The 24,741-nt window shown below is 63.7% G+C and carries 18 protein-coding genes; 5 read left to right on the top strand and 13 right to left on the bottom strand.

Annotation, left to right across the window (positions count from 1 at the left end; genetic code table 11):
- Positions 1–40: 40 nt before the first annotated feature.
- The 3 genes from ACOOHB_RS05495 to ACOOHB_RS05485 all read right to left on the bottom strand — a co-directional run bounded on the left by ACOOHB_RS05495 (position 41) and on the right by ACOOHB_RS05485 (position 6,448).
- A complete protein-coding gene (locus ACOOHB_RS05495; protein WP_420443802.1) occupies positions 41–1,357 on the bottom strand; it encodes a hypothetical protein in 1,317 nt (438 codons plus the stop codon).
- Positions 1,358–1,556: 199 nt separating this feature from the next.
- Positions 1,557–4,550, bottom strand: a complete 2,994-nt coding sequence (locus tag ACOOHB_RS05490) for a DEAD/DEAH box helicase family protein (protein ID WP_420443801.1) — start codon at positions 4,548–4,550, stop codon at positions 1,557–1,559.
- A 2-nt stretch (positions 4,551–4,552) separates the two neighbouring features.
- Positions 4,553–6,448 carry a site-specific DNA-methyltransferase gene (locus ACOOHB_RS05485; protein WP_420443800.1) on the bottom strand — a complete coding sequence of 632 codons (1,896 nt, stop codon included), beginning with the start codon at positions 6,446–6,448 and terminating at the stop codon, positions 4,553–4,555.
- A gap of 303 nt (positions 6,449–6,751) precedes the next feature.
- Between ACOOHB_RS05485 and ACOOHB_RS05480 the strand changes: the two genes are divergently transcribed.
- The gene (locus tag ACOOHB_RS05480; protein WP_420443799.1) at positions 6,752–7,102 is read left to right on the top strand and encodes a hypothetical protein; all 351 of its coding nucleotides are present in this window, start codon (positions 6,752–6,754) and stop codon (positions 7,100–7,102) included.
- Positions 7,103–7,289: 187 nt separating this feature from the next.
- On the opposite strand, the gene ACOOHB_RS05475 is transcribed toward ACOOHB_RS05480, so the two are convergent.
- From ACOOHB_RS05475 to ACOOHB_RS05460, 4 genes are all read right to left on the bottom strand, one after another.
- Positions 7,290–8,183, bottom strand: coding sequence for an MBL fold metallo-hydrolase (locus ACOOHB_RS05475; RefSeq protein ID WP_420443798.1), 894 nt, complete (start codon positions 8,181–8,183; stop codon positions 7,290–7,292).
- Complete coding sequence (locus tag ACOOHB_RS05470) at positions 8,180–8,731, bottom strand: TIGR03086 family metal-binding protein (protein WP_420443797.1); 552 nt, start codon at positions 8,729–8,731, stop codon at positions 8,180–8,182. The genes ACOOHB_RS05475 and ACOOHB_RS05470 overlap by 4 nt, the downstream gene beginning before the upstream one ends.
- Positions 8,732–8,815: 84 nt before the next feature.
- The gene (locus tag ACOOHB_RS05465; protein WP_420443796.1) at positions 8,816–9,601 is read right to left on the bottom strand and encodes a hypothetical protein; all 786 of its coding nucleotides are present in this window, start codon (positions 9,599–9,601) and stop codon (positions 8,816–8,818) included.
- An 87-nt stretch (positions 9,602–9,688) separates the two neighbouring features.
- Complete coding sequence (locus ACOOHB_RS05460) at positions 9,689–9,865, bottom strand: hypothetical protein (protein ID WP_420443795.1); 177 nt, start codon at positions 9,863–9,865, stop codon at positions 9,689–9,691.
- A 1,104-nt stretch (positions 9,866–10,969) separates the two neighbouring features.
- Here ACOOHB_RS05460 and ACOOHB_RS05455 point away from each other — a divergent pair.
- The 3 genes from ACOOHB_RS05455 to ACOOHB_RS05445 all read left to right on the top strand — a co-directional run bounded on the left by ACOOHB_RS05455 (position 10,970) and on the right by ACOOHB_RS05445 (position 15,012).
- Positions 10,970–12,199: an McrB family protein gene (locus tag ACOOHB_RS05455; protein WP_420443794.1), complete on the top strand. Its 1,230-nt coding sequence runs from the start codon at positions 10,970–10,972 to the stop codon at positions 12,197–12,199.
- A gap of 118 nt (positions 12,200–12,317) precedes the next feature.
- Positions 12,318–13,616, top strand: coding sequence for an ATP-binding protein (locus tag ACOOHB_RS05450; RefSeq protein WP_420443793.1), 1,299 nt, complete (start codon positions 12,318–12,320; stop codon positions 13,614–13,616).
- A 16-nt stretch (positions 13,617–13,632) separates the two neighbouring features.
- Entirely contained in the window at positions 13,633–15,012 is a 1,380-nt protein-coding gene (locus ACOOHB_RS05445) for an McrC family protein (RefSeq protein WP_420443792.1), read from the top strand.
- A 110-nt stretch (positions 15,013–15,122) separates the two neighbouring features.
- On the opposite strand, the gene ACOOHB_RS05440 is transcribed toward ACOOHB_RS05445, so the two are convergent.
- From ACOOHB_RS05440 to ACOOHB_RS05425, 4 genes are all read right to left on the bottom strand, one after another.
- Entirely contained in the window at positions 15,123–15,413 is a 291-nt protein-coding gene (locus ACOOHB_RS05440) for a type II toxin-antitoxin system Phd/YefM family antitoxin (protein WP_420443791.1), read from the bottom strand.
- Between the two features lie 185 nt (positions 15,414–15,598).
- Positions 15,599–16,483 carry a YihY/virulence factor BrkB family protein gene (locus ACOOHB_RS05435; protein ID WP_420443790.1) on the bottom strand — a complete coding sequence of 295 codons (885 nt, stop codon included), beginning with the start codon at positions 16,481–16,483 and terminating at the stop codon, positions 15,599–15,601.
- 17 nt (positions 16,484–16,500) lie between these two features.
- The gene (locus ACOOHB_RS05430; RefSeq protein ID WP_420443789.1) at positions 16,501–18,018 is read right to left on the bottom strand and encodes a class I adenylate-forming enzyme family protein; all 1,518 of its coding nucleotides are present in this window, start codon (positions 18,016–18,018) and stop codon (positions 16,501–16,503) included.
- 12 nt (positions 18,019–18,030) lie between these two features.
- A complete protein-coding gene (locus ACOOHB_RS05425) occupies positions 18,031–20,250 on the bottom strand; it encodes a molybdopterin-containing oxidoreductase family protein (RefSeq protein ID WP_420443788.1) in 2,220 nt (739 codons plus the stop codon).
- Positions 20,251–20,260: 10 nt separating this feature from the next.
- On the opposite strand from ACOOHB_RS05425, the gene ACOOHB_RS05420 reads away from it, so the two are divergent.
- A complete protein-coding gene (locus ACOOHB_RS05420; RefSeq protein WP_420443787.1) occupies positions 20,261–21,727 on the top strand; it encodes an MFS transporter in 1,467 nt (488 codons plus the stop codon).
- A 47-nt stretch (positions 21,728–21,774) separates the two neighbouring features.
- Here the strand turns inward: ACOOHB_RS05420 and ACOOHB_RS05415 are convergent, their stop codons facing one another.
- Both ACOOHB_RS05415 and ACOOHB_RS05410 read right to left on the bottom strand, forming a co-directional pair.
- On the bottom strand, positions 21,775–22,722 hold the full coding sequence (locus tag ACOOHB_RS05415; protein ID WP_420443786.1) for a calcium/sodium antiporter: 948 nt from the start codon (positions 22,720–22,722) through the stop codon (positions 21,775–21,777).
- Between the two features lie 33 nt (positions 22,723–22,755).
- Positions 22,756–24,546 (bottom strand): IlvD/Edd family dehydratase, encoded by a 1,791-nt coding sequence (locus ACOOHB_RS05410; protein ID WP_420444666.1) that lies wholly within the window; start codon positions 24,544–24,546, stop codon positions 22,756–22,758.
- Between the last annotated feature and the right edge of the window lie 195 nt (positions 24,547–24,741).

Here is a 24,741-nt window from a genome sequence, read left to right as displayed (position 1 = left end):
GCGCGTCGCCATCGTGCCGCATCAAGACAGCCCCGCCCCGTCAGTCCCAGTTGGGGGCATGGAGATCTGGCGCCCATTGATCCCATTGAGAGTTATGGGGGAAGTCGCTCGGGGATGTGGGACCGTCGTAGAACCACTGGTCGGTCGGCGGTCCCGCAGCGCCGATTGCGAACCAGTACCCCGTGACCGTCTGACGGGTGGCGTACCAGCTCTGTCCATCGCTGGTGATGTGCATCTCGATGTTGTTCGGCCGCGGCAGGTCGTACTTGTCGGACAGGCTGTCGATGATGACCTCAAGGCTGGCGAAGTATCGGTTGCCCTGTTTGCGGTAGTGACCGATATGGCAGGTGTGCAGCCACCGGAGGGCTCTCATGGTCTCAGCGTGTTGGCGTTGATCCAGTTGCCTCCCCGCGGAGTCGGTGCCGACGACGCCGGCGTTGTCTGTGAGCCGCTGGGCCTTTGCCGCCTCTTCGGCGCGCTGGTAGCGGTCCTCGCGCAACACCCGACCTGTCCATCTCCATGTGGAACGGAATCCCGACTCGTTCGCAAGCCAGGGAGCCGTGGGGCGTGCGGCGCGGATCGCTCGCAACCGAGGGCCGCATCGAATAAGCACCGCAAGTCGGTGTCTCCACGAGAAGCCGGCAGCGGACTGGTAGTGCATGACCGAGAACGTGGCTGCGTAAGTCATGTAGAGCGCAAACAGTGACATGAAGGCGAGCGCTACCGTGGTCAACCAGAAGGGCATGACCAGCTCGCGCCACAACAGGCTCTTGTCGGTGTCTTCCCAATCGGACACCAGTCGCGTGATTCCCCATGCGAGGGCTGCAACACCGAAGAGCAGCAGATAGCCGAAGGCAAGTCTTGTGGCACGGTGGTGCTCCTGTCGGGCCGATCCCCAACCCCAGGCCAGAGTGCATGGCAAAGCCAGAATCTGCACCGGTATCTCAATGAACAACGGAAACGAGGCCACGTTCGCCAAGAACTCGAAGACCACGACCATACTCAGCAGTCGCTTGAACGCGCCTGCGATGGCACCGGCTCGCTTCACAGCTTCGATGCCAGCGCCGAATAGGCCAAGACCGGAAAGCAGCCACCACAACACAGCTGCCTTCAGCAGTCCCACATCCCAAAGCCCAAGGGCATTCGCAGCAGCCAAGGCTGCCGACATCCAACCTGAGTACGCAGCCGTCGGCAAGAGAATCCGCCTGTCCGCAACCGACGACAGCAGGTCGCGCACTGGTGCCAAAAGCCCACCGCCCATGCCATCTCGCCTTGCCAGGATTGCCACGACCGCCGCCCAGAAGAGCAACGCCGACAGCAGCGCCAACTCGCGGTTCGTCAAGAAGAAATCAGACAAGCCGGATGCCCAACTAGCCAAGCGAGGTCAGCGAGTGGCCACGCTACAGCCGTAGCTGCGGGCGTGTCCGCTGTCGCCCACCTGATGTCCCCGACCGCGACAGCGGTGCCCGGGAACGGCAGCGGGAGACCTCGACTGGACCAGCCAACGGGTCCCGCCACCTCACTATCGACGTCTCAGGCCGCGTGCCGGAGTGTGCTCATGCCCGAGAGCTTGTTGGCCCTCGCGCAACCTGCGTGGCTAGATCGTCCATGTTGGTGACCGTGCCGTAGTCGACGCCGATGGCTTGGAAGTGCCTCGCGGCGCAGTCAATCTTGGTGTTTTCGATTTCGCGGCGGTCAGCCGCTGCGAGGCTGCTCTTGGTCTCGCGCACGAGGTAGAGCTTGGCTTCGGACTGGAACATGATGGCCCAATCGGGGTTGTAGGGGCCGACTGGCGTGTCCACCGTGAACCACGATGGAAGCTTGATATAGAAGCGGACGTCTCTGTTGTTGTCGAGTGCCTTGGCAAAGCGGTGCTCGGGGTCGGAATCGAACTCGACGTGGTCGTACGGTGTCTTGTCTTGATACTGGACTTTGTAGAGATTGCTGGCGTATCGCTCGATCGCCTCTTCGGCCTCGGGCTCAAGACGCCGCATCTCCCACATGGCGTCGGCGATCTCCTCGTACTCGATTCCGCTGAGCACCTGTGATTGGAGCACCGCATTTGTCGTTCGCGATGCGAGCTGGAGGAAGGCCTGGGGGTTGACGAGGAAATCGCTCAGGCGTCCTGATTCGGTGAGGATCCTCACAATGGTCCTGCGGGTCAGGTCGGTCTCATTCTGGAGATCGGCGAGGATGTCCGGCAGGAAAGTCGGCCTTTCGGTGTCGACTGTCTGTTGCGTCTGCACTTCGGTCGCCTGCAAGCCCGAACGCCTGTGTTGGATGTCGGAGACCCGGATCGTGATTTTGGGTGGCTCGATTGCCGGAGCTTCCCGGAACGCGGCCACGGCGTCGGCGACAAGTGCGCCGGTGTCGAGTGAAACGCGGTAGCGAGTGCGAACGCTGATCCGATTCCAGAGCTCTCGGAAATCGGGGTCGAGTGTGACCTGTTTCCGGTAGCGAACTGTCTTGCGCTTCCTTGCATTGTTGATCTGGATCAGCTCGACGCGCTTCGAGATCACCCTGATGATGTCCTCTCTTGAGCCCTCGTACCCTTCAGGAACCGGGAGCACGAACGACTCATCGAGCGGGTTGAATGCAGGGAGTACCTGCCCCTCGTTCCCGATGATGCCCTCAGCTTCGAGGTGATCCCAAACGATGCTTGATCCGTCGGCACCGAATTTCTCGCCCGGATTCACCGGATGGCCAGCGGGACGAAGCAGACGGACAAAGGCTGTTCGCTCGACAATGCCAAACTTCCGCCCGGTGTCCTCTTCGTATTCGGTCTGGAGGGCGAGGGCGAAATCTTCGTAGGCCTCGTTGGCGATCACCGTGAGTCGGTTGACGTTGCGGTCGCGTATCCGCTCGCCGTCGTGGTTGACAGGAAGGCGAAGGCCGCGGCCGATCTCCTGCCGCTTGCGGTCGGCCGACCTCGACTCGTTGAGCGTGCAGATCTGGAACACGTTGGGATTATCCCATCCTTCGCGCAGAGCCGAGTGGCTGAAGATGAACCGAAGCGGTTCATCGGGGCTGAGAAGGCGCTCCTTGTGTCGCATGATCAGCTCATAGGTGTCTTCGTCGGCCTTGGTCCTCCCGCTCGTGTCCTTCAGCTTCTCCGGCTTTTTGCGGGTGGCCTTGTCCTTGCTGAAGTAGCCGCCGTGGACTTTGGACGCCGGGGCAAGACTGAGGGCGGAGTACTTGGGCTTGGCGGCGAGATCGGCGTAGGCCTCCTCGAACCACTCGGCGAACTGGCCTGGCCGGGGCCCGTCGTCGGTGTACTGGCGGTAGTTGGCCACCTGGTCCAAGAAGATGAGCGACAGCACCTTGATGCGCTTCCCTTGCCGGTGCAGCGAGAGCTCTCTATCGAGGTGTTGCCTGACGGTCTCCTGAATCTGAGCTCGGCGAACTTCGTTGCCGAATCCCCCTCGCGTCTCCCCCTCATGGATGATGTGGCCAGAGCTGAACTCGATGTGCTCGTCTCCCGGCCGAAAGGAGATGTTGCCGATGATGTAGCCGTTGGCGTATTCCTGCCGCTCATCAGAGAGCGCGTGAAGATCATCACCCACCTTGACCGAGACCGATTTCTGGCCGCCGGCCGATCCGGCGCCGACGTTGATCTGCAACTGGGCCCGCATTCTGCTCTGATCGGTCCTCAACACCTTGACGAAGGCGGCGTTGAGGTTCTCTGCTTCGACGACGCTGGCCACCTCGATGCTCTTCACTAGGCGCATCTCATGGGCTTCGACTGGCCCAAGCCGGTAGATCGGGTTGTAGTCCTTCTTATGAGTTGCGGAATACCGCAACGTACACATCGGGTTGAGCCGGTCGATGGCCGCAACCGCTTTCTCCGACTCCATGTTCTGCGGCTCGTCGACCACCACGACCGGCCGGCAAGATTTGATGAACTCGATTGGGCGCCGCCCCGACATCGCGTCGCTGGCCCGATTGATCACGTTGGCGCTGCGAGAGCCCTCTTCGCCGTCAGCTGACACGTCCTTGCGGAACGCGTCGATGTTGAGGACCAGCATCTGCATGGTGTTCGCGGTCGCGAACTGCCGTACGCGGCCGAGATTCTTCGAGTCGTAGACCTGCGCGTCGAACGAGGTCGAGTAGAGCGAGTGGAAATGGCCTCGCATGAGCTCGATGCTGGCCAGTACACCCTCTCGGACTGCGACGGACGGAACGGCGATCACGAACTTGGTAAAGCCGTAGTGCTTGTGCAGTTCAAACATGGTGCGCAAGTAGACGTAGGTCTTGCCGGTCCCGGTCTCCATCTCAATTGTGAAGTGCGGCCCTTCAAGCTCAGCGCTGATCGGAAGCTCATTGTCCTCTTGGACCTGCTGGAGGTTGGCGAGCAAGACGGGCTCGAGTGAGTCGCCAGGATCGGGGTTCCCGACGCCCAGTTCCGTCAATGTGAGCTGGGAACCAGTGGCTGTGGCAACGCTGAATTCACCGCCAGCCAGCGGCATCCCGGAGAAAAGGTTGACAGCAGCCTTGACCGCGTCATGCTGATACGCGAGATCCGGCTCGAACTTGAGCGTGACGGCCGTCATAGTCAGACAACCTTCAGCGTGATGTCGACGCCGCCCCCCTGATTGGCAGATCGGATGGTCTGCATGACGTTAACCTTCAATTCATCGTCGTCACCGAAACATCGATCCAAGACCAGGATCAGCGCTGGCGCTTTCGCCACCATCTGCTCAACGGATCCGAGGGTCAGCTTCCCGTCAACAGCGATGAGAAGCTGGCCATCGGCGGCAGAGTGGAGTTCAACACCCGCAGCTTCGATCACATCGACCTGTTCAGTGAGTTCGTACCCAGCCTTGAGCAGTAGCTCGGCCACGATCCCATCAGTCGTCGATGACCCACTCGTTCCGTCAGCGAACAGTGTCAGCCTCGTTGCCAGCGTCTGGTCGCCCTCGGTCTCACCTTCCCAGACACGGAAGTTAGATTCGGCCAGCATCAAGCTGCGAAAGCCAACCGGATCACATGGTTCGAGTGTGCCGTCGCTATCAGCAGCGAGCACGGATGCCGCACCCTTGAGCCGAGCACGCGTAATATCAGCGACGGTCTCGTAGTCGTCGTATCCCGTAGGCTCGGGAAGCTGCACCAAGACGAACCGTCTGTTGCCGTCATCCTCAGCATTGAGCTTCCACACCGCCTCGCCAGTGGTTCCTGACCCTGCAAAAAAGTCCAAGACGATGTCTTCAGTCTGCGGGGTAGTTGCGAGGCGAAGCATCCGTTCGACAAGCCGCGTCGGTTTTGGTGTATCGAAAACGGAGTCTGAAGATGCGAACGTGACTCGTTTGAGAAGTTCTTTCTTCGCTTCCTGCGTATGGCCGACTTCCTCATACTTCCAAAACGTCTGAGGGACTCGGCCGTCTTTCACTTCGCTAAGGAATCGCTTGATTCTCGGAGTCCCTGACCCTGCGGACCCGAACCAGATACGGTCGTCCTCAACCATCTCCTTGAACTTCTCTTCCGCGTAGCGCCAATAGGTGCCCGGAGGTGGGCCAGAGATGGTACGGCCAGACGGCGTTTCAATGAGATAGGTGCCCTTGCTGTAGTAGTTCCGAGCAGAAAGGTCGGCACTCGTCCAAGGACCACGTGGATCGTCGTCGGAGTTCTGGTAGCGGGCTTCCATCTCGTCCGTTCTCCGTAGTGGATTCGGTTCCCACTCCGCAGCATTCCTCGCGTACACCAGTACGTAGTCATGATCTTCGCTGAACTGCCGTGCTGAGTTCTTCGGGCTGAACACCTTCTGCCAGATGCAACTGGCGACAAAGTTCTCGGGTCCGAAGATCTCGTCCATCAACAGACGCAGGTTGTGTACTTCGTGGTCATCGATAGTCATGAAGATGACGCCATCTGGCCGCAGCAAGTTCCTCGCCAACGCTAAACGGGGATACATCATCGAGAGCCAGTTCGAGTGGTAGCGGCCACTTGTCTCGGTATTGGCCGACAATTTCTGACCTTGTTCATCGCTTTGACCAGTGAAGCGGAGGTAGCTGGCAAGCCCCTCGCGGAAGTTATCCGGGTAGATGAACTCCTTGCCCGTGTTGTACGGCGGATCGATGTAGATCATCTTGACCTTGCCGTAGTAGGCGCGCTGGAGCAGCTTGAGCACCTCGAGGTTGTCGCCCTCGACTACCACGTCATGAGCAATATCGGCGCGCAGTGAGTGGCTGGCATCGGGACGAAGGCTCCCGACCGAGGGTTCCTGCATCGCAGCCGCCGCGGCCGCCTTGCCGGGCCATGACAGCCCGTAACGTTCTTCTTGCGGACTGACCACTCTGCGGCCCATCGCAACCGCAAGGTTCTCTGGGACAAGCTCCAGTTCCGAGAACGCCTCAGGAACGAGATCTCGGAGGACGGCGTATCGGTCGCTTCTCGGCGAAAGGCCCGTTAACTCGAACCTCTCAAGGGCGCTGCTCTCAGCCTCATGCACCACGGACGATCATCATTTCTAGTGGGTCATTCTTCGTTGGCATGCCGTGGGTGATTGTAGAAGTCTTCGCAGTGCCAAGAGGACCGTCGGCGAGTGCGTGGCAACATCCCGCCTCGGCTGGCCGCATCATGGCCGAATTGGTCTGCAAGTGTGACGCCGAAGTGGGTGCCGATGACCAGCGTGCAGCCGTGTGCCCAGTCGGGGAACATCTCGTGACGGTTCGTCCGAGCCTCGTCAGGATGGCAAACCCCTTCGTGAACGGAAAATGCTAGAGACCTCAGCCCATCGGCACCCTACAATGGTTGTATGACCGCGAGGCCCGGCAATGATCAGGCGGCGAAGGCGCTCACGGTGCTGCACGAGTCCTGCCGGCAGAGAGACGAGCGGAGCTTGTGGCCTCAGGAACAAATCCGGGGCGCATTGGCAGCTGGTGCCTCACTGGAACAAGTTGCCGCCGCCCTCGGCATGGATGAGGATGAGGCGTGGGAGCGCCTCACTCGCTACCTTCGAACGGCACTGCGCAAGAACGCGACCGCCAATGCCGACCTGTCCGAAATGGAAGCGTTTGAACTTGCGGTAGCCGAGACGAATGCCGTGCGCAGGGAACGCTCGCAGCGCAAGGTGCCGAGCCAGCAGCGATCCGGCCTGTCCCTCTGAAGGTGCGCGCAGTCATAGACACGAATGTTCATATTTCAGCGCTCATCGGCGCAGGACCGCCGTATCGCATCATGCGTGACTGGCGACAGGGACCTGCTGGAGTGGGAGGAACAGTCTCGCCCTGCAGTGACCCCGATGATGTTCGAACAGATGCTCAGCGACGACATCCGCTGAACGGAATACAGGACTATTCGTCGAATTCGAGCTTGTAGCCCTCACCATCACGCACCATGATGCCGCCTGTCGGGGCGCCGAAATGGGTGCCGATGACCAGGGTCTTGCCGTCTGCCCAGTCGGGGAAGACTTCGTGGCGGGTGGCTCTGGCCTCGTCCTGGTCGGTGTCGAACATTGAGCTCAGATCGGGGTCTGCTAGCTGGAGCGGCGTGTGCGCCATGTCGCCGGTGATGATCGCCCGCTTGCCGTTCGAGGTGATCACCACCGAGATGTGGCCTGGGGTGTGCCCCGGCGTGGATTGGAACGTCACTTCGTCGCAGATCTGATGGTCGGGGTCGGTCATCTCGACGAGGCCCGCCGCCACGATCGGCGCCACCGAGTCGTCGAAGACGCCGTCGCTGAACAGATCGTCGGTGCTCTCCCAATGGTCGTACTCGACCCGGCAGAACAGGTACTCCGCGTTCGGGAACGTCGGCACCCACTCGCCGTCGACGAGCCGTGTGTTCCAGCCGACATGGTCCACGTGCAAGTGCGTGCATACCACGTGGGTGATGGACTCGGGCGGGAAGCCCGCAGCCGCCAGGTCGTCCAGGAACGGCCCCTGCTGTTCGTGCCAGAACGGGTTGGAGCGCTGCTTGTCGTTGCCGACGCAGGTGTCCACCGCAATGCGATGGTCGCCGGCCTCGATCACGCAGCAGTGGATGCGCTGGAGCAGATAGCCCTCGTCGCTCACGAAGTGCGGGCGTAGCCACGGTGCGGCGTCGGCGCGGGCCAGCACATCGTTCTTGCCCACGCCGTCATACAGGAACCGCGGTGAAGTCGGAGTGTCGGACTCCGCAACCGAAGTGATGGTGACGTCGCCGACCTGCCAGCTCAGGGGTTCGGCGCGCTCGTCGGTGCCGCTCACGGCTGACGCCCGACGTATGCCAGGTAGCGCTGTGCCGCGGACGCGCCGTCGGGCACCGGCACCTCGTCGGTGATCAACTTCCACTTGCGAGGAATCTCGCCGAGAGACTTGACGCGGGCAAGGCTGCTCTCGCACAGATCCGCCGGAAGCTCGATGGCGATGCCGGCGGATTGGGCCAGATCCCACGAGTGGGCGAGCGGATCCCACTGCACCATGCCGACGAAGTCTTCGAAGCTCATCGGGCCGAACCAGTACTGGTCTTGCTTGGACAAGTCGGCACCATCGAGGGCCCCAACGACTCCGTCGCGGGTCTCAGCCCAGCGGGCCGCCGGGTCGTCGGTCTCATCGGCCATCTGGGGCATGTTGACCTCGCCCGAGCGAGCGATGCCGGCCATGGCGTCGAGTACGCCGCACTGATGACGCACCAGCTCGCGCGCGTTCCACGCATCGCATGGAGTGGCGTTTTCCCATGCTTCGGCGGGCACGCTGGCCACCACCGAGTCGAACAAGGCGACTGCCCGCTTGAAGTCGTCCACAGTTTCGCTCATCGGCACAAACCTCCCAATCCCGTCGCGCTGCGACGATCTGCAGCGGACGCCGATGGTAGGCCGAGTCGAGTAGGTGCGGGGGGCTCAGTCGGCGTCGACGAGGTTGACGCGCAGGCCAGCGAGCGCTACCTGGTCGTCGTTCACGTAGCAGTCCCGTGAGCGAGCCGCAGCCAGCACCGCCTCACGATCAACGGTCGTGACATCGATGCCGCCGAGGCCCTCGCCGCGGCCATCGGTCTCGGGCACGAACCTCAGTGAGGCGTTGTCGAGCTGGATCGTGGGGTGGCCGTCGGCATCGGCTCCGAGGTCGATCTGCGCGATCTGACTCCAGCGCTCAGCCAGGCGGTTGGGATCGGGGCTCTGGAGCTCGGCGGCAGCGATGCTGCTCACCATGGTGGTATTGACATAGGGCTCCCAGTTGGAGCCGGCGGGCGTCCAGGCGCCGCCCACGGCGTCGCCGTCTGGTCCAGTCATCTGGTCCATCTCGAAGAACGCGCCGCCCGTGTCGGCTGGGTGCAACTGCATCCCGACGTGGCCCTCTTCGGGGTGATTCATCTCGAATGCGATCCGGATGCCCATCTCGTCGACGTGGGCGCGGCGGGCACCGACGTCGCTGACTTGGGTGATGACCATGTAACCGGTATCGCCGCCCCGCCGCTGCTGATACCGGCCGGCGGCAGTGTCTGGCTGAACCGGCGTGACGCATTCGAGGAATTGCGTGCCCACCGGCCAGAGCACGTTCTTGAGGCCGAAAATGCCGACACCCGGATCGGTGAAGCACGGCTCGACGCCGAGGACGCATTGGATGTCCGCCGAGGTCTGGGCCAGGTCGGCGGTGGTCACGGCGATTTGACGGAGACGAATCCACATGCGCGTCACCATAGGAGCGAACGAACGAGGATGCTTGCGGGGTGTCGTATCGCACTCCCGCAGTACGTTCGCCGCTGTGAGTCGGGGCTACGTCTCTGAAGCTTCGCAAGGACGCCTCGCCTCGGAGCGCACAGCCCGAGACGGGTCCGCCTGATCGGCCTCGATCTGCGCAACGAGCTCGGGGTTCCGCAGCAACGCGGCCTCATGCGCCGACATCACGACAGCGGGCGTGAAAGGTGCGGCGTCATCGGTTTCGTCATCCACGAATCAGAGGTTGCCACATGTGCCGGACCGGAAACTGACGGCACATGCGGCGAGGGGCCGGACGGCGCGTCACAGCCTCGCAGTAGATTCGCCGCCATGAGCGATCAGCAAGCTTGAATGCAGCGTCTTGACGACTATCTGCACCATCGGAGGTCCGGTGGGAAGGCCGAGGGCGGTATCGCTGATGCCAAATCCATCGTAGGAAGGTGGATCTGTTTCGCGCTTGAGCATTCGACTCAGACCGGTGTGCCGGAGGACGATCTTCTCGACCGTTGGGTCACGGAGGAGCTCGACTTGGCCCCAAATGCTCAGAACAGTTACCGCAGCCATGTGCGGCAATGGTGGAAATGGAACGAGGGTGCATCGGTGCCGACAGTCAGCGGGCCGACCCAGCGGCTTGAGCGACTGGTTGTCCAGTTCCGAGCCACTGGGTATCCCGGCGAGGATGACCAGAAGCATCTGCTAGCGCGTGAGCAGCATGAACGTACCCTGCGGTCTCTCGATGAGGTTGCCTACGAAGATCGAGGAGATATCAAGCCAGTCTGGGCAACAAGCAACCAGAACTATGGCTGGTCTGGCCGGCAGACGTCACTGGACCAAGCCATCGACAATGCGACCGAGGCATCGTGGTCACAGATCCGAGACTGCCTTGCGGAACTCTGCTTCGGCAGTCGGGAGCTTCGACAAGAGCGCAAGCAGACCAATAGCCGGGTACGCGGCAAGGGCTATGACTATGGCAAATGTGGCGCGGCAGACGACCACAAGTCGAAATGGGGTCCGCCTGCGTGCAATTGCGGAGCCAAGGTTCGGTACAAAATAATCAAGGCCGACGGTCACAAATTGCGAGCCGAAAAGCACTGCAAAGAAACTGGAGCGTTTGTCTGGCAAGGTCAGCCAGTAGATCGCTCGACTGGCGAAGTTCAGAAAGATTGGGTACCACGCGGTGAGTTCGACGATCGAATCGACGACGCCGTCAGATCAGTGCATGGGCTTGGATATCTCGTTGCCACGAAACTGCCCGCCATATGCCATCCGGGGAATTTTGTCCCCCTCTACCATCTTCGGCAACACAACAACGCGGGCCAAGCACTCGGGAAGCTCGACATGATCGAACTCCTCGACAAACTCGAGTTGTTCGACGTTGACGAAGCAAGCGAAGCCCAAGCAGTGGTCCGGCTGCACGAAGAACTCGGCGACTGCGGCGCAGTCATCATGCGCTCCAACAACATGCTGCTGGAAGTACTGCGCCCGTACTTCAGTGATGACGGCTCGGTCGACACCTTTGGCATGAAGCAGTTCTTGCATTGGCTGGCTGAGCGCTACGCCGATGACGACACCGAGTCAGACGATGACCATGACGATGACGGCGACGAGCCTGGTTCCACAGGCGAACGCCTCGCCATCGCGCTGGGGGAAGCTGCGGAGGACTTGCTGTGTGGGGTGGAGTTCCTCAACGACATCGTGGAACTGCTGGAGGACAAGGGGCAGGTGATCCTGTACGGGCCACCTGGGACCGGCAAGACGTATCTCGCCCAGCGGCTAGCGGAGGCGCTTTCGCCGGACACTGATGCTCGGACGCTGGTGCAGTTCCATCCGGCGTATTCGTACGAGGATTTCTTCGAGGGGTATCGGCCGGCCGTCGACGATCACGGCAACATGACGTACCGGCTGACGGCGGGGCCGCTGATGAAGATCGCAGAGTTAGCGCGAGCCAATTCGGGTCAGCGGCACGTGATGGTGATCGATGAGATCAATCGGGCGAACCTGCCGCGAGTAGTGGGCGAGTTGCTGTTCCTGCTGGAGTACCGCGACCGGGTCATTCACACCCAGTACCGACCAGAAGAACAGTTCTCGCTGCCCGAGAACCTGTGGTTCATCGGCACCATGAACACCGCCGACCGGTCGATTGCGCTCATCGATGCCGCCATGCGGCGGCGGTTCCATTTCGTGCCCTTCTTCCCCAACCGCCCGCCGACGCAGGGCCTGTTGGGCAGGTGGACGCAGAAGCATGCTCCGAGCCAAGCGCCGATCGCAGACCTGCTGAAAGAGGTCAACAGCGAGCTCGAACAAGCACTCGGCGGAGACCATCTCCTTATCGGGCCGAGTCACTTCATGAAGCGCAATCTGGGCACCGAAGCGCTGCGGCGCATCTGGGAGTACAACATCGAACCGCTGATCGAGGACCAGCTCTTCGGTCAGCAAGAAGTGATCAACAAATTCCGCTTCGGCGCCGTCTGGGCACGCTTCGGCCCCGACTCCGGTGTCCAGGAGACACACGTCGATGACGTCACTGAGTGCAGCGAGGATGAGCCGGGCGGGAACGCAAGCGAATAGCGGCTGTCGAGGATCTCGCGCCATGATGGCCGAACGCGTCATTCAGGAGAAATAGCCCCACAAAAATAGGGAATAATACAGCTACAAATATAGGGATAAATAGAGTATGTTCTACGGTATGAATGAGGTCGCAGGCACGCTGCCAGCGCACGGCGGCTATATCGCCCGCATCGCGGATCGGACACTCGCAGCCGACCTTGCGTCATGGCCGTCGGTGATGATCACGGGGCCGAGAGCAGTGGGCAAGACAACCACGGCGCTTCGTCACGCCCCTGCCGTGCTGCGTCTCGACCGGCCCGAAGATGCCAGCATCGTCCGCGACGATCCTGACGCGGCGATCGCCGTCGGTCCATTCCCACTCTTGCTTGACGAATGGCAGCACACGCCCGAAGTGCTCGGTGCTGTGAAGCGTGCCGCCGATGCGGACGGGCACCCCGGCCGCTACATCGTCACAGGCTCGGCGCGCAACGATCTCATCGCCGGTGCATGGCCGGGCACAGGCCGCTTTCTGGACATTCAGATGTGGCCGTTCACCGGTCGCGAGATGTTCGGCGACGCGAACCGGCCGTCGTTGTTCGACCGCTGGGACTCAGCCGATCGGTTCGAAGTGCCAGCTGATCCGCCGGACGTGCTGGGCTATCTGAGACTTGCGCTGGCCGGAGGGTTTCCGGGTGCGCTGAGAGCAACCGACGACCGGCAACGCGAGCGCTGGATGCGCAGCTTCGTCAACGTCACCACGACGCGTGATCTCGAGGAATTTGCCGTAGGACGAGGACGGCCGCGCAGCCCAAACCGCTTTCGCCGCTATCTGCAGGCGTACGCGCTGCACACAGCCGGCGTTGTGCCCGACAGTGCTCTCATCGAGGCTGCCGACCTCGACCGCAAGACCGGGTTGGGATATCACGGCATTCTCGACGCCCAACGCCTGATCGTCGACATGCCCGCCTGGCGATCCAACCGTCTGCGGCGGCTCACGTCGACGCCCAAGCGGTATCTCTGCGATTCCGGTTTGGCCGCATGGCTGGCGCAGGTCGACTTCGACTCTGCACGGCGAGACGCAGATGCGCGCGGCCGCTTGCTCGACACCTACGTGGCTGCCCAATTGCGCGTCGAGGCGGAATCAGCCGACGTGCCGGTGTACCTGCATCACCTTCGCAGCCAGCGAGGGGAGCACGAAATCGATCTCGTCGCCGAATTCGGGTTCCGTGTGGCCGCATTCGAGATCAAATCCAGCAGCGCGCCGTCGGTGAAGGACGCGCGACACCTCATCTGGCTGCGAGACAACCTGCCGCCCGAGCAATTCGCGGGAGGCGTCGTGCTGCACACGGGTCGCCATCGCCGGTGGATCGACCGAGACATCGAAGCCGTGCCCATCGCCGCCCTCTGGGGTCGACGCCGAACATCAGACTCCGTCTGAACAAGGATCATCGCGAATGCCACCCACACGCGAACTCACAGATGCATCCGCGGAGACGAGCGCCGAGAATGGCGGGGGACCCGGTACTTCCGGTGACGAAGCAGCGGTGCAACGGATCGACTCAGCACGCGAAGAGCCCGATCGCAGGATCATGCTGGATGAGTGGAGCGCCAAGCGGCTGCGACTCGATGACGACCTCGCCAGGCGTCTCAATCAGACCGACTGGGTGTCAGTGCAACCAGATAGCGAGAGCGGCTGGTGGAAGGTGTCGGCCCGGCAGTGGGTGGGTGCGTTCACGCTGGGTGATCTGCGCATCATCGTGCGTCCGAAGATCAAGCCCGAGAACCTGTTCTTCCTGCTGGAGGTGGGGCTGCCGCCTGAGGCCTGGCAGGCCGAAGCCATCGATTACGCCACCAACGACGAGCTGCTGCCGGCGGTGGTGTCGTTCTTCGCGCGCACCGCGGAAACCACATTGGCCCGAGGTTTGTTTCACCACTATCGGCACGAGGAGGACGATCTTCTAGCGCTGCGAGGCCGCATCGATTTCGTGCGGCAGTTCCGTCGGGGCGGAGTGCTGGTGCCGATGGCGTGCGAATGGGACGACTTCACCGCCGATGTGGACGAGAACCGCTGCCTGACCGCGGCAATCCGGCTGGCGTTGCGTGTGCCCGACGTGCCCCACGACGACCGGCGACGGCTTCGTCGGCTGCTGGCGGCGCTGGACGGTGTGGCCGAGCCCACAGCGTCGGCGGCACTGGAGCGCCTCGATCGCATCGGCTACACCCGGCTCAACGAGCACTACCGGCCCGCGCTGGTGCTGGCGCGGCTGATCCTGGCCAACTGCACCCTGCAAGACCAGCACGGCGACACTGCTGCTTCCGCGTTCATGGTGGACATGAACGAACTGTTTGAGCAGTTCGTCACCTCCCGATTACAGCGCGAACTGCGCGGACGGCTCGATGTCGCTTCGCAACACAACCTGCATCTCGACGACGAGCATCAGGTGCGAATCCGGCCGGACCTCACATTTCGCCGTCTTGGCCAAGCAGTTGGCGTCGCCGACATCAAGTACAAGTTCGGCGCTGAGGGATCCCGTTTTGGTGACGATGAGACGGCGGGTCGGCAAAGCGATTACTACCAACTGTTGGCCTACTCCACGGCGCTCAACTTGGAGGAAGGCACCCTCATCTACTGCGCCGACGTCAACAAAGACGAGGTGATCGAGCAGCAGATCTTGAACGACTCGTTGGCCAAGTCAACGATCAGGGTTCAGCACGCAGGAACGAAACTCCACGCCGTCGCGATTGACCTGTCCAGAACACCCGCCGACATCGACGCACAGATCACAGCCCTTGCGAATCAATTAGCGGGGACGATCGACTTGTCAGGCGGTTGAGGATGCGCCGGGGGAAGTGGTGGCGATACCGCACCCACCGACGCAGCTTCGCGGATTTCGCCGCTGGCCTCGCGAGCTTGACGAATGCCGACCCATCGAGCACCCAGATGTCACCGTTCATCTCGACGCAAATCCGCGAGTCGCTCGCTCAGCGTTGGCACGCCCGGCGGCGACGACGGCAACGGCGGGTGTTTCTCCACCGACGCCGACAGGCCTATGACGCTCGAGTCAACGAGACCACGTGCAGCGAGGCGCTCCAACGGATCGTCACCGTCCGGCAATGGTCCGAGACATGCAAGAGGCTCGCCATACCTTGTGACCTCAAACGACTCACCTGCACCCGCCCTGCGGAGCAACTCTTCACAGTTGTGCAGCAACTGGGACACGTTGATCCGCTTCATGTGCGACACGGTAGCGACTGTCACCTCGATGCTGTGCTCGAATTTGAAGCAATCGCAGGCAGCGGTACTACCGAAGACCATGGGCGCATACAACGGCACCGCGCCCGCGGACTGGTGGGCGCAGGTGTGAGTCTGTGAGAGTGGCCAGAGGATGGCTGTCGGCTTCTCGTTGCTGCTGCTGGTTCTCAGCTCGGCGGCGGGCGGTGACGATCCAGAAGGCTGTTCAGCTCGGCACCGACGAGGAGTCCCATCGCTAGCAAGTACAGCCAGAGCAACAGGCTGAGGACGCCACCCAGCAGTCCGAACACGGCGTTCATGCCACTCGATGCCAAGCCGAGGTACGCACCGAAGCCGCCCGAGACGACGAGCCACCATGCAGTTGCCATCAGTGCGCCGGGAACTTCGCGTCGCCATGTGAGCTTGTGGCGTGGAGCGATCCGGTAGACGGTCGCGGCCCACGCAATGACGGCCGCCACGACAACGGGCCAGCGGAGCCAGTCCCACGCTGTGCTGAACAGCCGACCCGCGCCCAGTCGGTCTGCAAGCTCGCTGCCCCCGCCGAGCAGCGGCCCCACAACCACCATGGCCGCGACACCCACAGCGACCACCAAGGTGAAAAACGTCAGCGAGAATCCCACGAGCCGGGTGGACAGCCAGCTTCGAGCGCCTTGATGCCCACGTGTGACGTTCAGCGCACGCACCACCGCCACGAAGCCTCGGGAAGCGGCATACACGGCGACGGCCACGCCCACGGTGACCACTCGGGCATCAGAGCGGTCGAACAAATCGGCGATGGTGGCATCGAGCGTGTTCTGGTCACCGAACGTCCCGCTGATGCGTTCGAGCAGCCACGCCTCGGTGTCGGCTGCGGCGCTCTGGCCGATCAGCACGTCCAGTGAGCCGAGCAGCGCGGCGAACACGATAATGGCCGGGAACAGCCCCAGCAGGGCGAAGAACGCGATCTCCGCGGACAGTCCGGCGATGCGCTTGACAGCCCAGTCCCGGCGGACCTCATTGGCGATCTGCCCGACGCCCTGGGTAAGGGTGCGCAGCTTCGATGGCGGGCCCACCGGTATTGGTCGTCGATTCAGGATGCGGAGGGTCCCGAGTCGGGTGTGGGAACCAGATCGGCAGCCCGTGCGACGAGGCCGTTGCGGTCGATTTTCGCTGTTGAGGCGAGCGGGATCTCCTCGACGAACCACACATGCCGGGGATGGGCGTATGCCGGCCCGTTCGCGAGTGCGTACTGCTTCACCGCGTCGACGGTGAGCGTGTGGCCGGGCTCGATGCGCACGAACGCGGCGGGCAACTGGCCCTTCAGCTCGTCGGACACCGGAACCACGACTGCCTGGTGGACCGCGGTGTGCTTCTCGAGCATCTGCTCCACAGCGTCTGGAAAGATGTTCTCGCCTGCGCAGACGAACATGTCGTCGACGCGTCCCACGAAGTAGTACCAACCGTCGGCGTCGCGGGTCATCAGGTCGCCGGTGTGGTACCAGCCGTCGGTGAGGCGCTCATCGTTGACGCCGGGCAGATTGTGGTAGCCGGTCATGACGCCGGGGGAGCGGACCCACAGCTCGCCGGCATCGGAGTCCTCACCGGTGTCGGGGTCTACCAGCCGCAGCTCCACCTTGGGATGCTGGTGGCCGACGGTGATCTTGGGTCGAGGCTTGCCCTCGGGATGGGGGCCGAACTCCAGCACGGCCTCGGTGGTGCCATAGCCGTTGGAGACCATTGCTTGGGGAAACAGCTTCTGCACGTCGTCGAAGAGGGCCTCGGTCAACGGGGCCGAGCCGATGAAGGCACGCTGCACCGAGGACACATCGGGGATCGGCTCGCCGGCATCGACCCGGGACGCAATCTCCGCTGTGACCAGTGCGAACATTGTCGGCACGCCAGAGCACATCGTCACACAGTGCGCCTCGATGGCCTCGATGTAGCCCGAGGCCGTGAAGTTCGGCAGCAGCACGACCGTGCCGCCGCTTGCGAGCGCGAGCTTCGACGACATCGAAGCGTTCTTGTGGTACAGCGGCGCTGAGACCAGCATGACCTCGCCCGGCAACGCCGCTCCGTACTCAAGGACGGTGAAGGTGACATTGCCATGGGTGAGCAGCACGCCCTTGGGACGCCCGGTGGAGCCCGATGTGTAGATCTGCACGGCAATGTCGTTGTCGTTCACTTGGGCGAGAGCTGCCAGGGGGGCATTGGCGTGCAGGTCGTCCCAGGCGGGTGTGCCGATCTGGATGTGAGGCATGCCGGACGGCACCAACGAGGCGTGCTCGGCGTCGGACACGACCAGCTGCACCTCGGCGTCTTCGAGGATGTACGCCTGGGTCTCGGCGGGGAGCCGGGTGTTGAGGGGCACGAACACCAGACCTGCCGCCGGGGCTCCGAACATCATGTTGTAGAACTCGCCACAGTTGGCTGCGAGCAGTCCGACACGTGCGAACGGTGGCAGGCCACGGGCGAGGAGTCCGGCGCCGCATCGCAGCGCACGTTCGCGCAGCTGTACCGAGGTGACGTGTTCGGGCGGCGACGAGGAACGGTCGATGAGCACGACGGCGTCGTCGCGCGGGGCGCGGTCCAGCAGTTCGGCGACGTTCATCGCCAACGCAGGCTAGGGCGACGGGCTGGTGGGTGTCCGCGGATCGGCATGGGCTGGTGTCCGCGGTTTGTCGCGGGCTGGTTCGACTTCGACGAGCGTGTCGTGAAAGGCCGCCGAGCCGATGTCGGGATCGGGACCGCCGGCCGCTGCGTTGGTGAGCACGTTGACCGTTCGTGCATCGGCGCTGCCAGCCCACCATCCGAAGGGCATTGCCACCAGGCCGGGCTGTAGGCGGTCGGAGATGGTGGCGTCGGTGAACAGCTCGCCTCGGTGGTTGAAGACTCGGACTGGGTCGCCTTCGGCGATGCCGCGGGTGTCTGCGTCGATCGGGCTGATTTCGAGTCGTGGCTGGGGAGGGTCGGGCAGGTGGTGTTCGAAACCGCCGTAGTGGCTGTTGAGGAAGCGCAGGTGCTGCTTGAGCGTCATGAGCGCCAGCGGGTAACGGCTGGCCAGGGCAGCGTCTCCGGCGGGTGATTCTGTTGCGGGTCGGTAACGGAGCGCACCGAGTTGCAGCGGGCCGAGCTGGTGTCGGGGGGCTGTGTTGGCAGCTTCGGTGCCGTCGGTAGCTTCGGCGCTCGACAGCGATGGCAGCGGTCGCGGCGGTGACTGCGGCGACGGCGGTGGCAGCGGGATCTCCCGTTCGGCCAATGCAGACCAGCCTGCCGGCACGGCCAACCTTGCCCAGCCGTCACGTTCCAGCCGCTTGTAGGTGATGCCGTCGAGCCAAGGGTGGCCGCTTGCGAGCAAGTCCCGCGCCACCTGCTCGTCGCTGTCGGTCAGGCCGGGCGCTTCGAGGTTCATCGCATCTGCCAGCCGGCGGAAGATCTCCGTGTTCGGCAGGCACTCTCCGAGCGGTTCGATGGCCGCCAAGTTCAGCGACACGTAGAGATGGCCCCACGCGTTCATCAGGTCGAGATGCTCGATCTGGGTGGTCGTGGGCAGCACGATGTCGGCGTAGCGGGCGGTGTCAGTCATGAACTGCTCGATCACCACGGTGAACAGGTCGTCGCGTTCGAGGCCGGCGAGCACCCGGTTCTGGTCGGGCGTGATGGCAGCGGGATTGCAGCCATAGTTCACCAGCACCGTCACGGGCGGCTCGAGGTCGCCATTGGTGAGCACGTCGCCGAGGGCCGACATGTTCACGGCCCGCTGCGGACCGGGCGGCGGCACCACGTCGGCGAATGCCGTGTCGAAGAACACCTGCGTGGAGCGCATGAAGACAGAACCCGAGACGGCGGCCAGAGCGGCGATCGAGCGATGGATGTCCCGGCCGTGTTCGCGGTGCTCCATGCCGATGAGCGCACGCAGCACCGTGGGCCCCGAGTGGGCGATGCGGTGCGCCAGCCCGACGATGTCGGCGGGTTCGATGCCGGTGATGCCCGCAGCGTCGTCGAGGCTCAGGGCCCGGGCTTCGGCCCGGAGTTCTGGCCAGCCGTCGGCTCTGGCCTCGAGTTGTGTCTCGTCGATCGATCCGTCGCGGTCCAGCACGCCGATGATTCCCAGCACCAAGGCAATGTCGGTGCCCGGACGCGGCTGGAGATGCCAGTCGGCTCGCTGGGCTGTCATGGTGGCGACCGGGTCGACGACGGTGACGCTGGCGCCGTTGCCGCGGGCCGTCTCGATGAACGGCCACAGGTGCCGGTTGGTCAGCAGCGTGTTGGTGCCCCACAGCACGATGGTGCGGGCATCGGCGATCTCGGTGGGATCAGCCCCGAGGGGGATACCCAGCACATCGGACGCGCCCAGTGACGCAGTCACCCCGCAGATGTGACGGTTCAGGCGGGTGGCCCCCAGCGCAGCGAAGAACCGATCGGCCAGGACACCCTTTTGCACGAGTCCCTGGGTGCCGTCGAGCGAGTAAGGCAGGACGGTCTCGCCACGGTGGCGATCAATGGCCGCGGCCGTGCGCTCGGCAATCTCAGCGATCGCAGCATCCCATTCGATTGGCTCGAAACGGCCTTCGCCCTTGGGGCCGGCGCGTCGCATTGGCCGCAGGAGCCGGTCAGGGTGGTACACGCGGTCCAGGAACGGGTTCACCTTTGGACAGAGCTGGCCGTCGGTAAACGGGTGCGCCGGATCGCCTCGCAGGTGTACGGCTACACCGCCGCGAACCGTGACTTCCCACGCACAGGTATCGGGGCAGTCGTGGTGGCACGCCCCGCGCACGATCGTCTGGGGATCGCTCATCGGGAGCGCGCTCCCGGCGGCCGCCTCAACAACCTCTGTTGGCATCACCCCTAGCATGGCCGACAAGAACCTGCGTGCCCTCATCGAATCCAGGGCACAGCGTGCACGAGGCCATCGCCCCATGTCACAGTCGACGTTCCCGGCGACACCGATCGCTGCGCCGCCTCTTGGCGAGCCGTCGCGCCTGCTCACCGGCCCGTTCCTGATCCTGAACATCAGCGCACTTTTCTCCGCAGTGTCGTTCTCTTCGATGCTGCCGCTCACGGCGCTGCTGGTGACCAACCAGACAGGTGGCGGCGACGTGGCGGTCGGCTTCGCCATCGGGGTGTTCGCCATCACGGCGATCGCAGCCCGACCGCTCATCGGTCGCCTCGGCGATGAGCGAGGTCGCCGTTTCTTGATCGTTGTCGGCGGCTTCACGACCGCGGCGACGTTTTTTGCTCATATCTGGGCCGACACCTACGCGGTGATCCTGCTCATGCGCCTGCTGACTGGCGCGTTCCAGGGGATGTTCTTCGTGGGCAGCGCCGCGATGATCAGCGATCTGGCCCCTGAGCACCGCCGAGGCGAGGCCATCAGCTGGTTTTCGGTGTTCCTCTATTTCGGAATGGGGCTGGGCCCAGGACTGGGAACGATCACCCAGGAGTGGGGTGAAACCTCTTTCGCCTTGGGGGGCTACGACACAGCATTCGCTCTTGCGGGAGTGCTGATGATGATCTCTGCGGTCATCGGCGGGTTCCTTCCGAAGGACTCGCCGAGTGCCATGGGGCAGTATTTCGGCCAGGGCGCCGACGGCCAGCTGAACGGGGCCGCAGGTGCCGGTGCTTCAGGACCGCAAACGCGCCTCGCCCAAGCAGCACGCCCGCTGGTGTTCCGGCTCGTCGGCAAAGAGGGAAGCACAGTCCAGCTTCCTGCGGCGCCGCACGCCCATGCGCCCCCGAGCACAGGCAATGCAGGCCGGCTCTTCTACAGGCCAGCGCTGTGGCCCGGGACCATCCTGGCCATGGGGATCATCATCATCCCGGCGCTGTACGGCTACCTGCCCAAGCTCGCAGAAGAGAACAGTCTCGGTTGGCTCGGCCCGGTGTTCTTCGTCTACAGCATGTTGGTTCTGGTGCTGCGAATCATCGGACGCAAGCTGCCCGACAAGCTGGGCACGAAGCGCACGGCAACGCTGGCACTCATCGGTGCGGCCGCCGGCATGGTGGTGATCGGCACCTTCGTGTCGGTCCCGGGTCTGTACATCGGCGTGGTGATCCTGGCGCTCGGCGGCTCGCTGCTCTATCCAGCGCTGATGGTCGCCGCTGTCGAGGGTGTCCCTCCCAATGAGCGCGCCCGCGCCATGAGCACGTTCACCATGTTCTTCGAGCTGTCTGCCGGCATCGGCGGACCGATTCTCGGAGTCACCGCTGCGGTCGTCGGCGCAACCGCCGGCGCGTTCTACGCGGCGGCCGCGTGCTCGCTGTTCGGCATAGTGCTGCTGGGCATCTGGCAGCGCCGCGTCGCCTCGCAGCGTGCCTGAGATAGCGCATCCTGCTCACTGAACGGCGAACAGCGGCCGCATTCCGTTCAGCTGACGCCGAGCAGGACCATTGCGCCGATGTAGATGGCGAGCAGGGCGACGCCGTCGATCCGGCTGGCACGCTTGCCGACGAGCGCACCCAGGTAGGCAAGCACGATCACGACCATCATCGCCCCGATTCCGAGTCCGGTCAGCGTGGGGTCGTCGATGGCTCCCGCACCCACCAGGCCCATGGCCCCGCCCACAGCAAGGCTGTTGAAGACGTTTGAACCGAACAGGTTGCCCACGATCAGCTCGGCGTGCCCTTTTCGAGCAGCTGCCACAACGGTTGCGAGTTCCGGCAACGACGTGCCCACCGCTACGACTGAGAAGCCGATGAAGCCGTCGCTGAGGCCCCAGTGCTCCGCGAGTTCGGTGGCGCCCTCCACTGCGAGCTGGGCGCCCACGATGACGCCGAACAATCCCAGCAGCGCCCGGATCAGGCTGGTGATCGGCCGACCGGCGTCCTGAGCGACGGGAGATGTGACCTCATCGGGCCGGAGGGTGTCGTCGCGCGACGAGCGGACCAGCCACACCAAGGTGAATGCCATCAGTACGGCCAGCAGGCCGCCTTCGAAGCGGCCCAGGGTGCCGTCCACGACCAGCAATGCGAATATCGCTGCGGTGGCCACCGACCAGGGAACGTCGCGACGCAGCGCCGTCCGGGAGAACGGAATCGGCATCAGCAGTGCTGCCACTCCGAGACCCAGGCTGACGTTGGCCACGTTCGAGCCCACGATGTTGCCCACGCCGAGCGCGGGCTCGCCATTGATCGCTGCCAGCGAAGACACGACCATCTCCGGTGCGGACGTGCCGAAGCCCAGCACAACCGCCCCGATCACTGCAGGCCGGATGCGCAGCGCGGTCGCGAGCTGCGAGGCGCCTGTCACAAAGTGATCGCCGGCCCACACCAGCAGCACCAGTCCTGCCAGGAGCGCCAGCAAGGCGAGGATCATCGCTGCGACGACCGCGATCTCAAGAGCGCGGACCTAGTGATTGTGACGCGGGGTGCCATGCGTGCGAGCCGTGTCCCGGTATTTCACAGCCGGGCGAAGCACCATTCCCTCGTCGAATTGGGAGACGATCGACCGCTGGATCTCTTGCCACGGCGTATGCGATGGCGGCACTGGGTAACCACCGGCCTCGTCCAGTTCGGCCTGACGTCGGGCCAGTTCGTCATCGTCGACCAGCATGTCGGCGCTGCCGCGACGCAGATCGATCCGGACACGGTCGCCGGTGCGCAGCAACGCCAAGCCGCCGCCGACCGCTGCTTCGGGGGCCGCGTTCAGAATCGACGGCGAACCTGACGTTCCCGATTGACGACCGTCGCCGATGCACGGCAGCGAGTGGACACCGCGCACCAACAGTGCTGCCGGGGGCTGCATGTTGACGACCTCGGCACCGCCGGGATAGCCGATCGGTCCGGCCCCGCGAACGAACAGCATGCAGTTCTCGTCGATGTCAAGATTGGGGTCGTCGATGTGCGCTCGGTAGTCCTCCGGTCCGTCGAAGACGATGGCGCGGCCCTCGAACGCGTCGGGATCGTCCGGATTGGACAGGTAGCGCTGGCGGAACTCGTCGGAGACGACGCTCGTTTTCATGATGGCGCTGTCGAAGAGATTCCCTGACAGGTTGATGAAACCGGCATCGGCCAAGAGCGGCTCGTCGGCAGTACGGATGACGTCGGCGTCGGCGATCTTGGCCTCGGTACAGTTCTCGCCGATGCTGTGGCCGTTGGAGGTCAGTGCATCTGGGTGAGGCAGCAGCCCCGCACGCATCAGCTCCCCGACCACGGCGGGGACACCGCCAGCATGGTGATAGTCCTCACCGAGATACTCCCCGGCGGGCATCAGGTTGACGAGCAGCGGCACTGCGTAGCCGTGTTTCTGCCAGTCGTCATTGCCAAGCGGGACCCCGAGATGCGCGGCGATCGCATTGAGGTGGATCGGGGCATTGGTGGATCCGCCGATCGCGGAGTTCACGACGATGGCGTTCTCGAATGCCTCGCGGGTCATGATGTCGGACGGACGAAGATCCTCCCGCACCATCTCGACGATGCGCAGCCCGGTGCGGTAGGCCATCTGCGCCCGTTCGCGGTACGGGGCCGGGATCGCAGCGGAGCCAGGAAGCTGCATGCCCAGCGCCTCTGCGAGGGAGTTCATGGTGGTGGCGGTTCCCATCGTGGAGCAGTAGCCCACCGACGGGGCCGACGACGCCACAAGATCGATGAATCCCGTGTCGTCGATCTCGCCGGCGGCATAGAGCTCACGGGCCTTCCACACGACGGTGCCCGATCCGGTCCTGCGGCCCTCGTGCCAGCCGTTCAGCATCGGCCCAACCGACAGTGCGATGGCCGGCACGTTCACCGTCGCGGCTGCCATCAGGCATGCCGGTGTGGTCTTGTCGCAACCGATAGTGAGCACCACACCGTCGAGGGGGTACCCCTGGAGCACCTCAACGAGGCCGAGATAGGCCAGGTTGCGGTCGAGCGATGCGGTGGGCCGCTTGCCGGTCTCCTGGATGGGATGCACCCCGAACTCGAAGGCAATTCCGCCGGCCTCGCGGATGCCCTCGCGCACGCGTTTTGCCAGCTCGAGATGATGACGGTTGCACGGCGAGAGGTCTGAGCCGGTCTGGGCGATGCCGATGATGGGCTTGCCCGACTGGAGCTCTTCTCGTGTCAGCCCGAAGTTGGCATATCGCTCCAGATAGAGCGCCGACATGAGCGGGTCGCCCTCGATGTCAAACCAGGCGGCCGAGCGCAGACCGCCGCGCCCGATGCCGGGGTCGGGCCCGCCGACAGGATGGATCGATTGAGGTTCGGAGGTCGGGTGTGAAGCAGGTTCGGAAGCCACCGGGCCACACTACGCGTCGCTGCGGGCCGCACTGGGGCCGTGTGGATCCCCGTTGGGGCACCTGTCGCAGCGGCAACGGTCGGTTCGAAGGCGCGGAACTAGTGTGTGGCGGGCCGATAC

Origin of the sequence: Candidatus Poriferisodalis sp. (genome assembly GCF_965215815.1) — a bacterium.
In the GTDB taxonomy this organism is placed as follows: domain Bacteria; phylum Actinomycetota; class Acidimicrobiia; order Acidimicrobiales; family Poriferisodalaceae; genus Poriferisodalis.
This window is presented reverse-complemented; position numbering and strand designations above follow the sequence as displayed.

What these genes read in the sequence shown, in the direction of transcription:
- ACOOHB_RS05490 (WP_420443801.1), bottom strand. Translation starts at nt 4,550, where the DNA reads ATGACGGCCGTCACGCTCAAGTTCGAGCCGGATCTCGCGTATCAGCAT.
- ACOOHB_RS05480 (WP_420443799.1), top strand. Translation starts at nt 6,752, where the DNA reads ATGACCGCGAGGCCCGGCAATGATCAGGCGGCGAAGGCGCTCACGGTG.
- ACOOHB_RS05470 (WP_420443797.1), bottom strand. Translation starts at nt 8,731, where the DNA reads ATGAGCGAAACTGTGGACGACTTCAAGCGGGCAGTCGCCTTGTTCGAC.
- ACOOHB_RS05465 (WP_420443796.1), bottom strand. Translation starts at nt 9,601, where the DNA reads ATGTGGATTCGTCTCCGTCAAATCGCCGTGACCACCGCCGACCTGGCC.
- ACOOHB_RS05455 (WP_420443794.1), top strand. Translation starts at nt 10,970, where the DNA reads ATGATCGAACTCCTCGACAAACTCGAGTTGTTCGACGTTGACGAAGCA.
- ACOOHB_RS05450 (WP_420443793.1), top strand. Translation starts at nt 12,318, where the DNA reads ATGAATGAGGTCGCAGGCACGCTGCCAGCGCACGGCGGCTATATCGCC.
- ACOOHB_RS05445 (WP_420443792.1), top strand. Translation starts at nt 13,633, where the DNA reads ATGCCACCCACACGCGAACTCACAGATGCATCCGCGGAGACGAGCGCC.
- ACOOHB_RS05440 (WP_420443791.1), bottom strand. Translation starts at nt 15,413, where the DNA reads ATGAAGCGGATCAACGTGTCCCAGTTGCTGCACAACTGTGAAGAGTTG.
- ACOOHB_RS05430 (WP_420443789.1), bottom strand. Translation starts at nt 18,018, where the DNA reads ATGAACGTCGCCGAACTGCTGGACCGCGCCCCGCGCGACGACGCCGTC.
- ACOOHB_RS05425 (WP_420443788.1), bottom strand. Translation starts at nt 20,250, where the DNA reads ATGCCAACAGAGGTTGTTGAGGCGGCCGCCGGGAGCGCGCTCCCGATG.
- ACOOHB_RS05420 (WP_420443787.1), top strand. Translation starts at nt 20,261, where the DNA reads ATGGCCGACAAGAACCTGCGTGCCCTCATCGAATCCAGGGCACAGCGT.
- ACOOHB_RS05415 (WP_420443786.1), bottom strand. Translation starts at nt 22,722, where the DNA reads ATGATCCTCGCCTTGCTGGCGCTCCTGGCAGGACTGGTGCTGCTGGTG.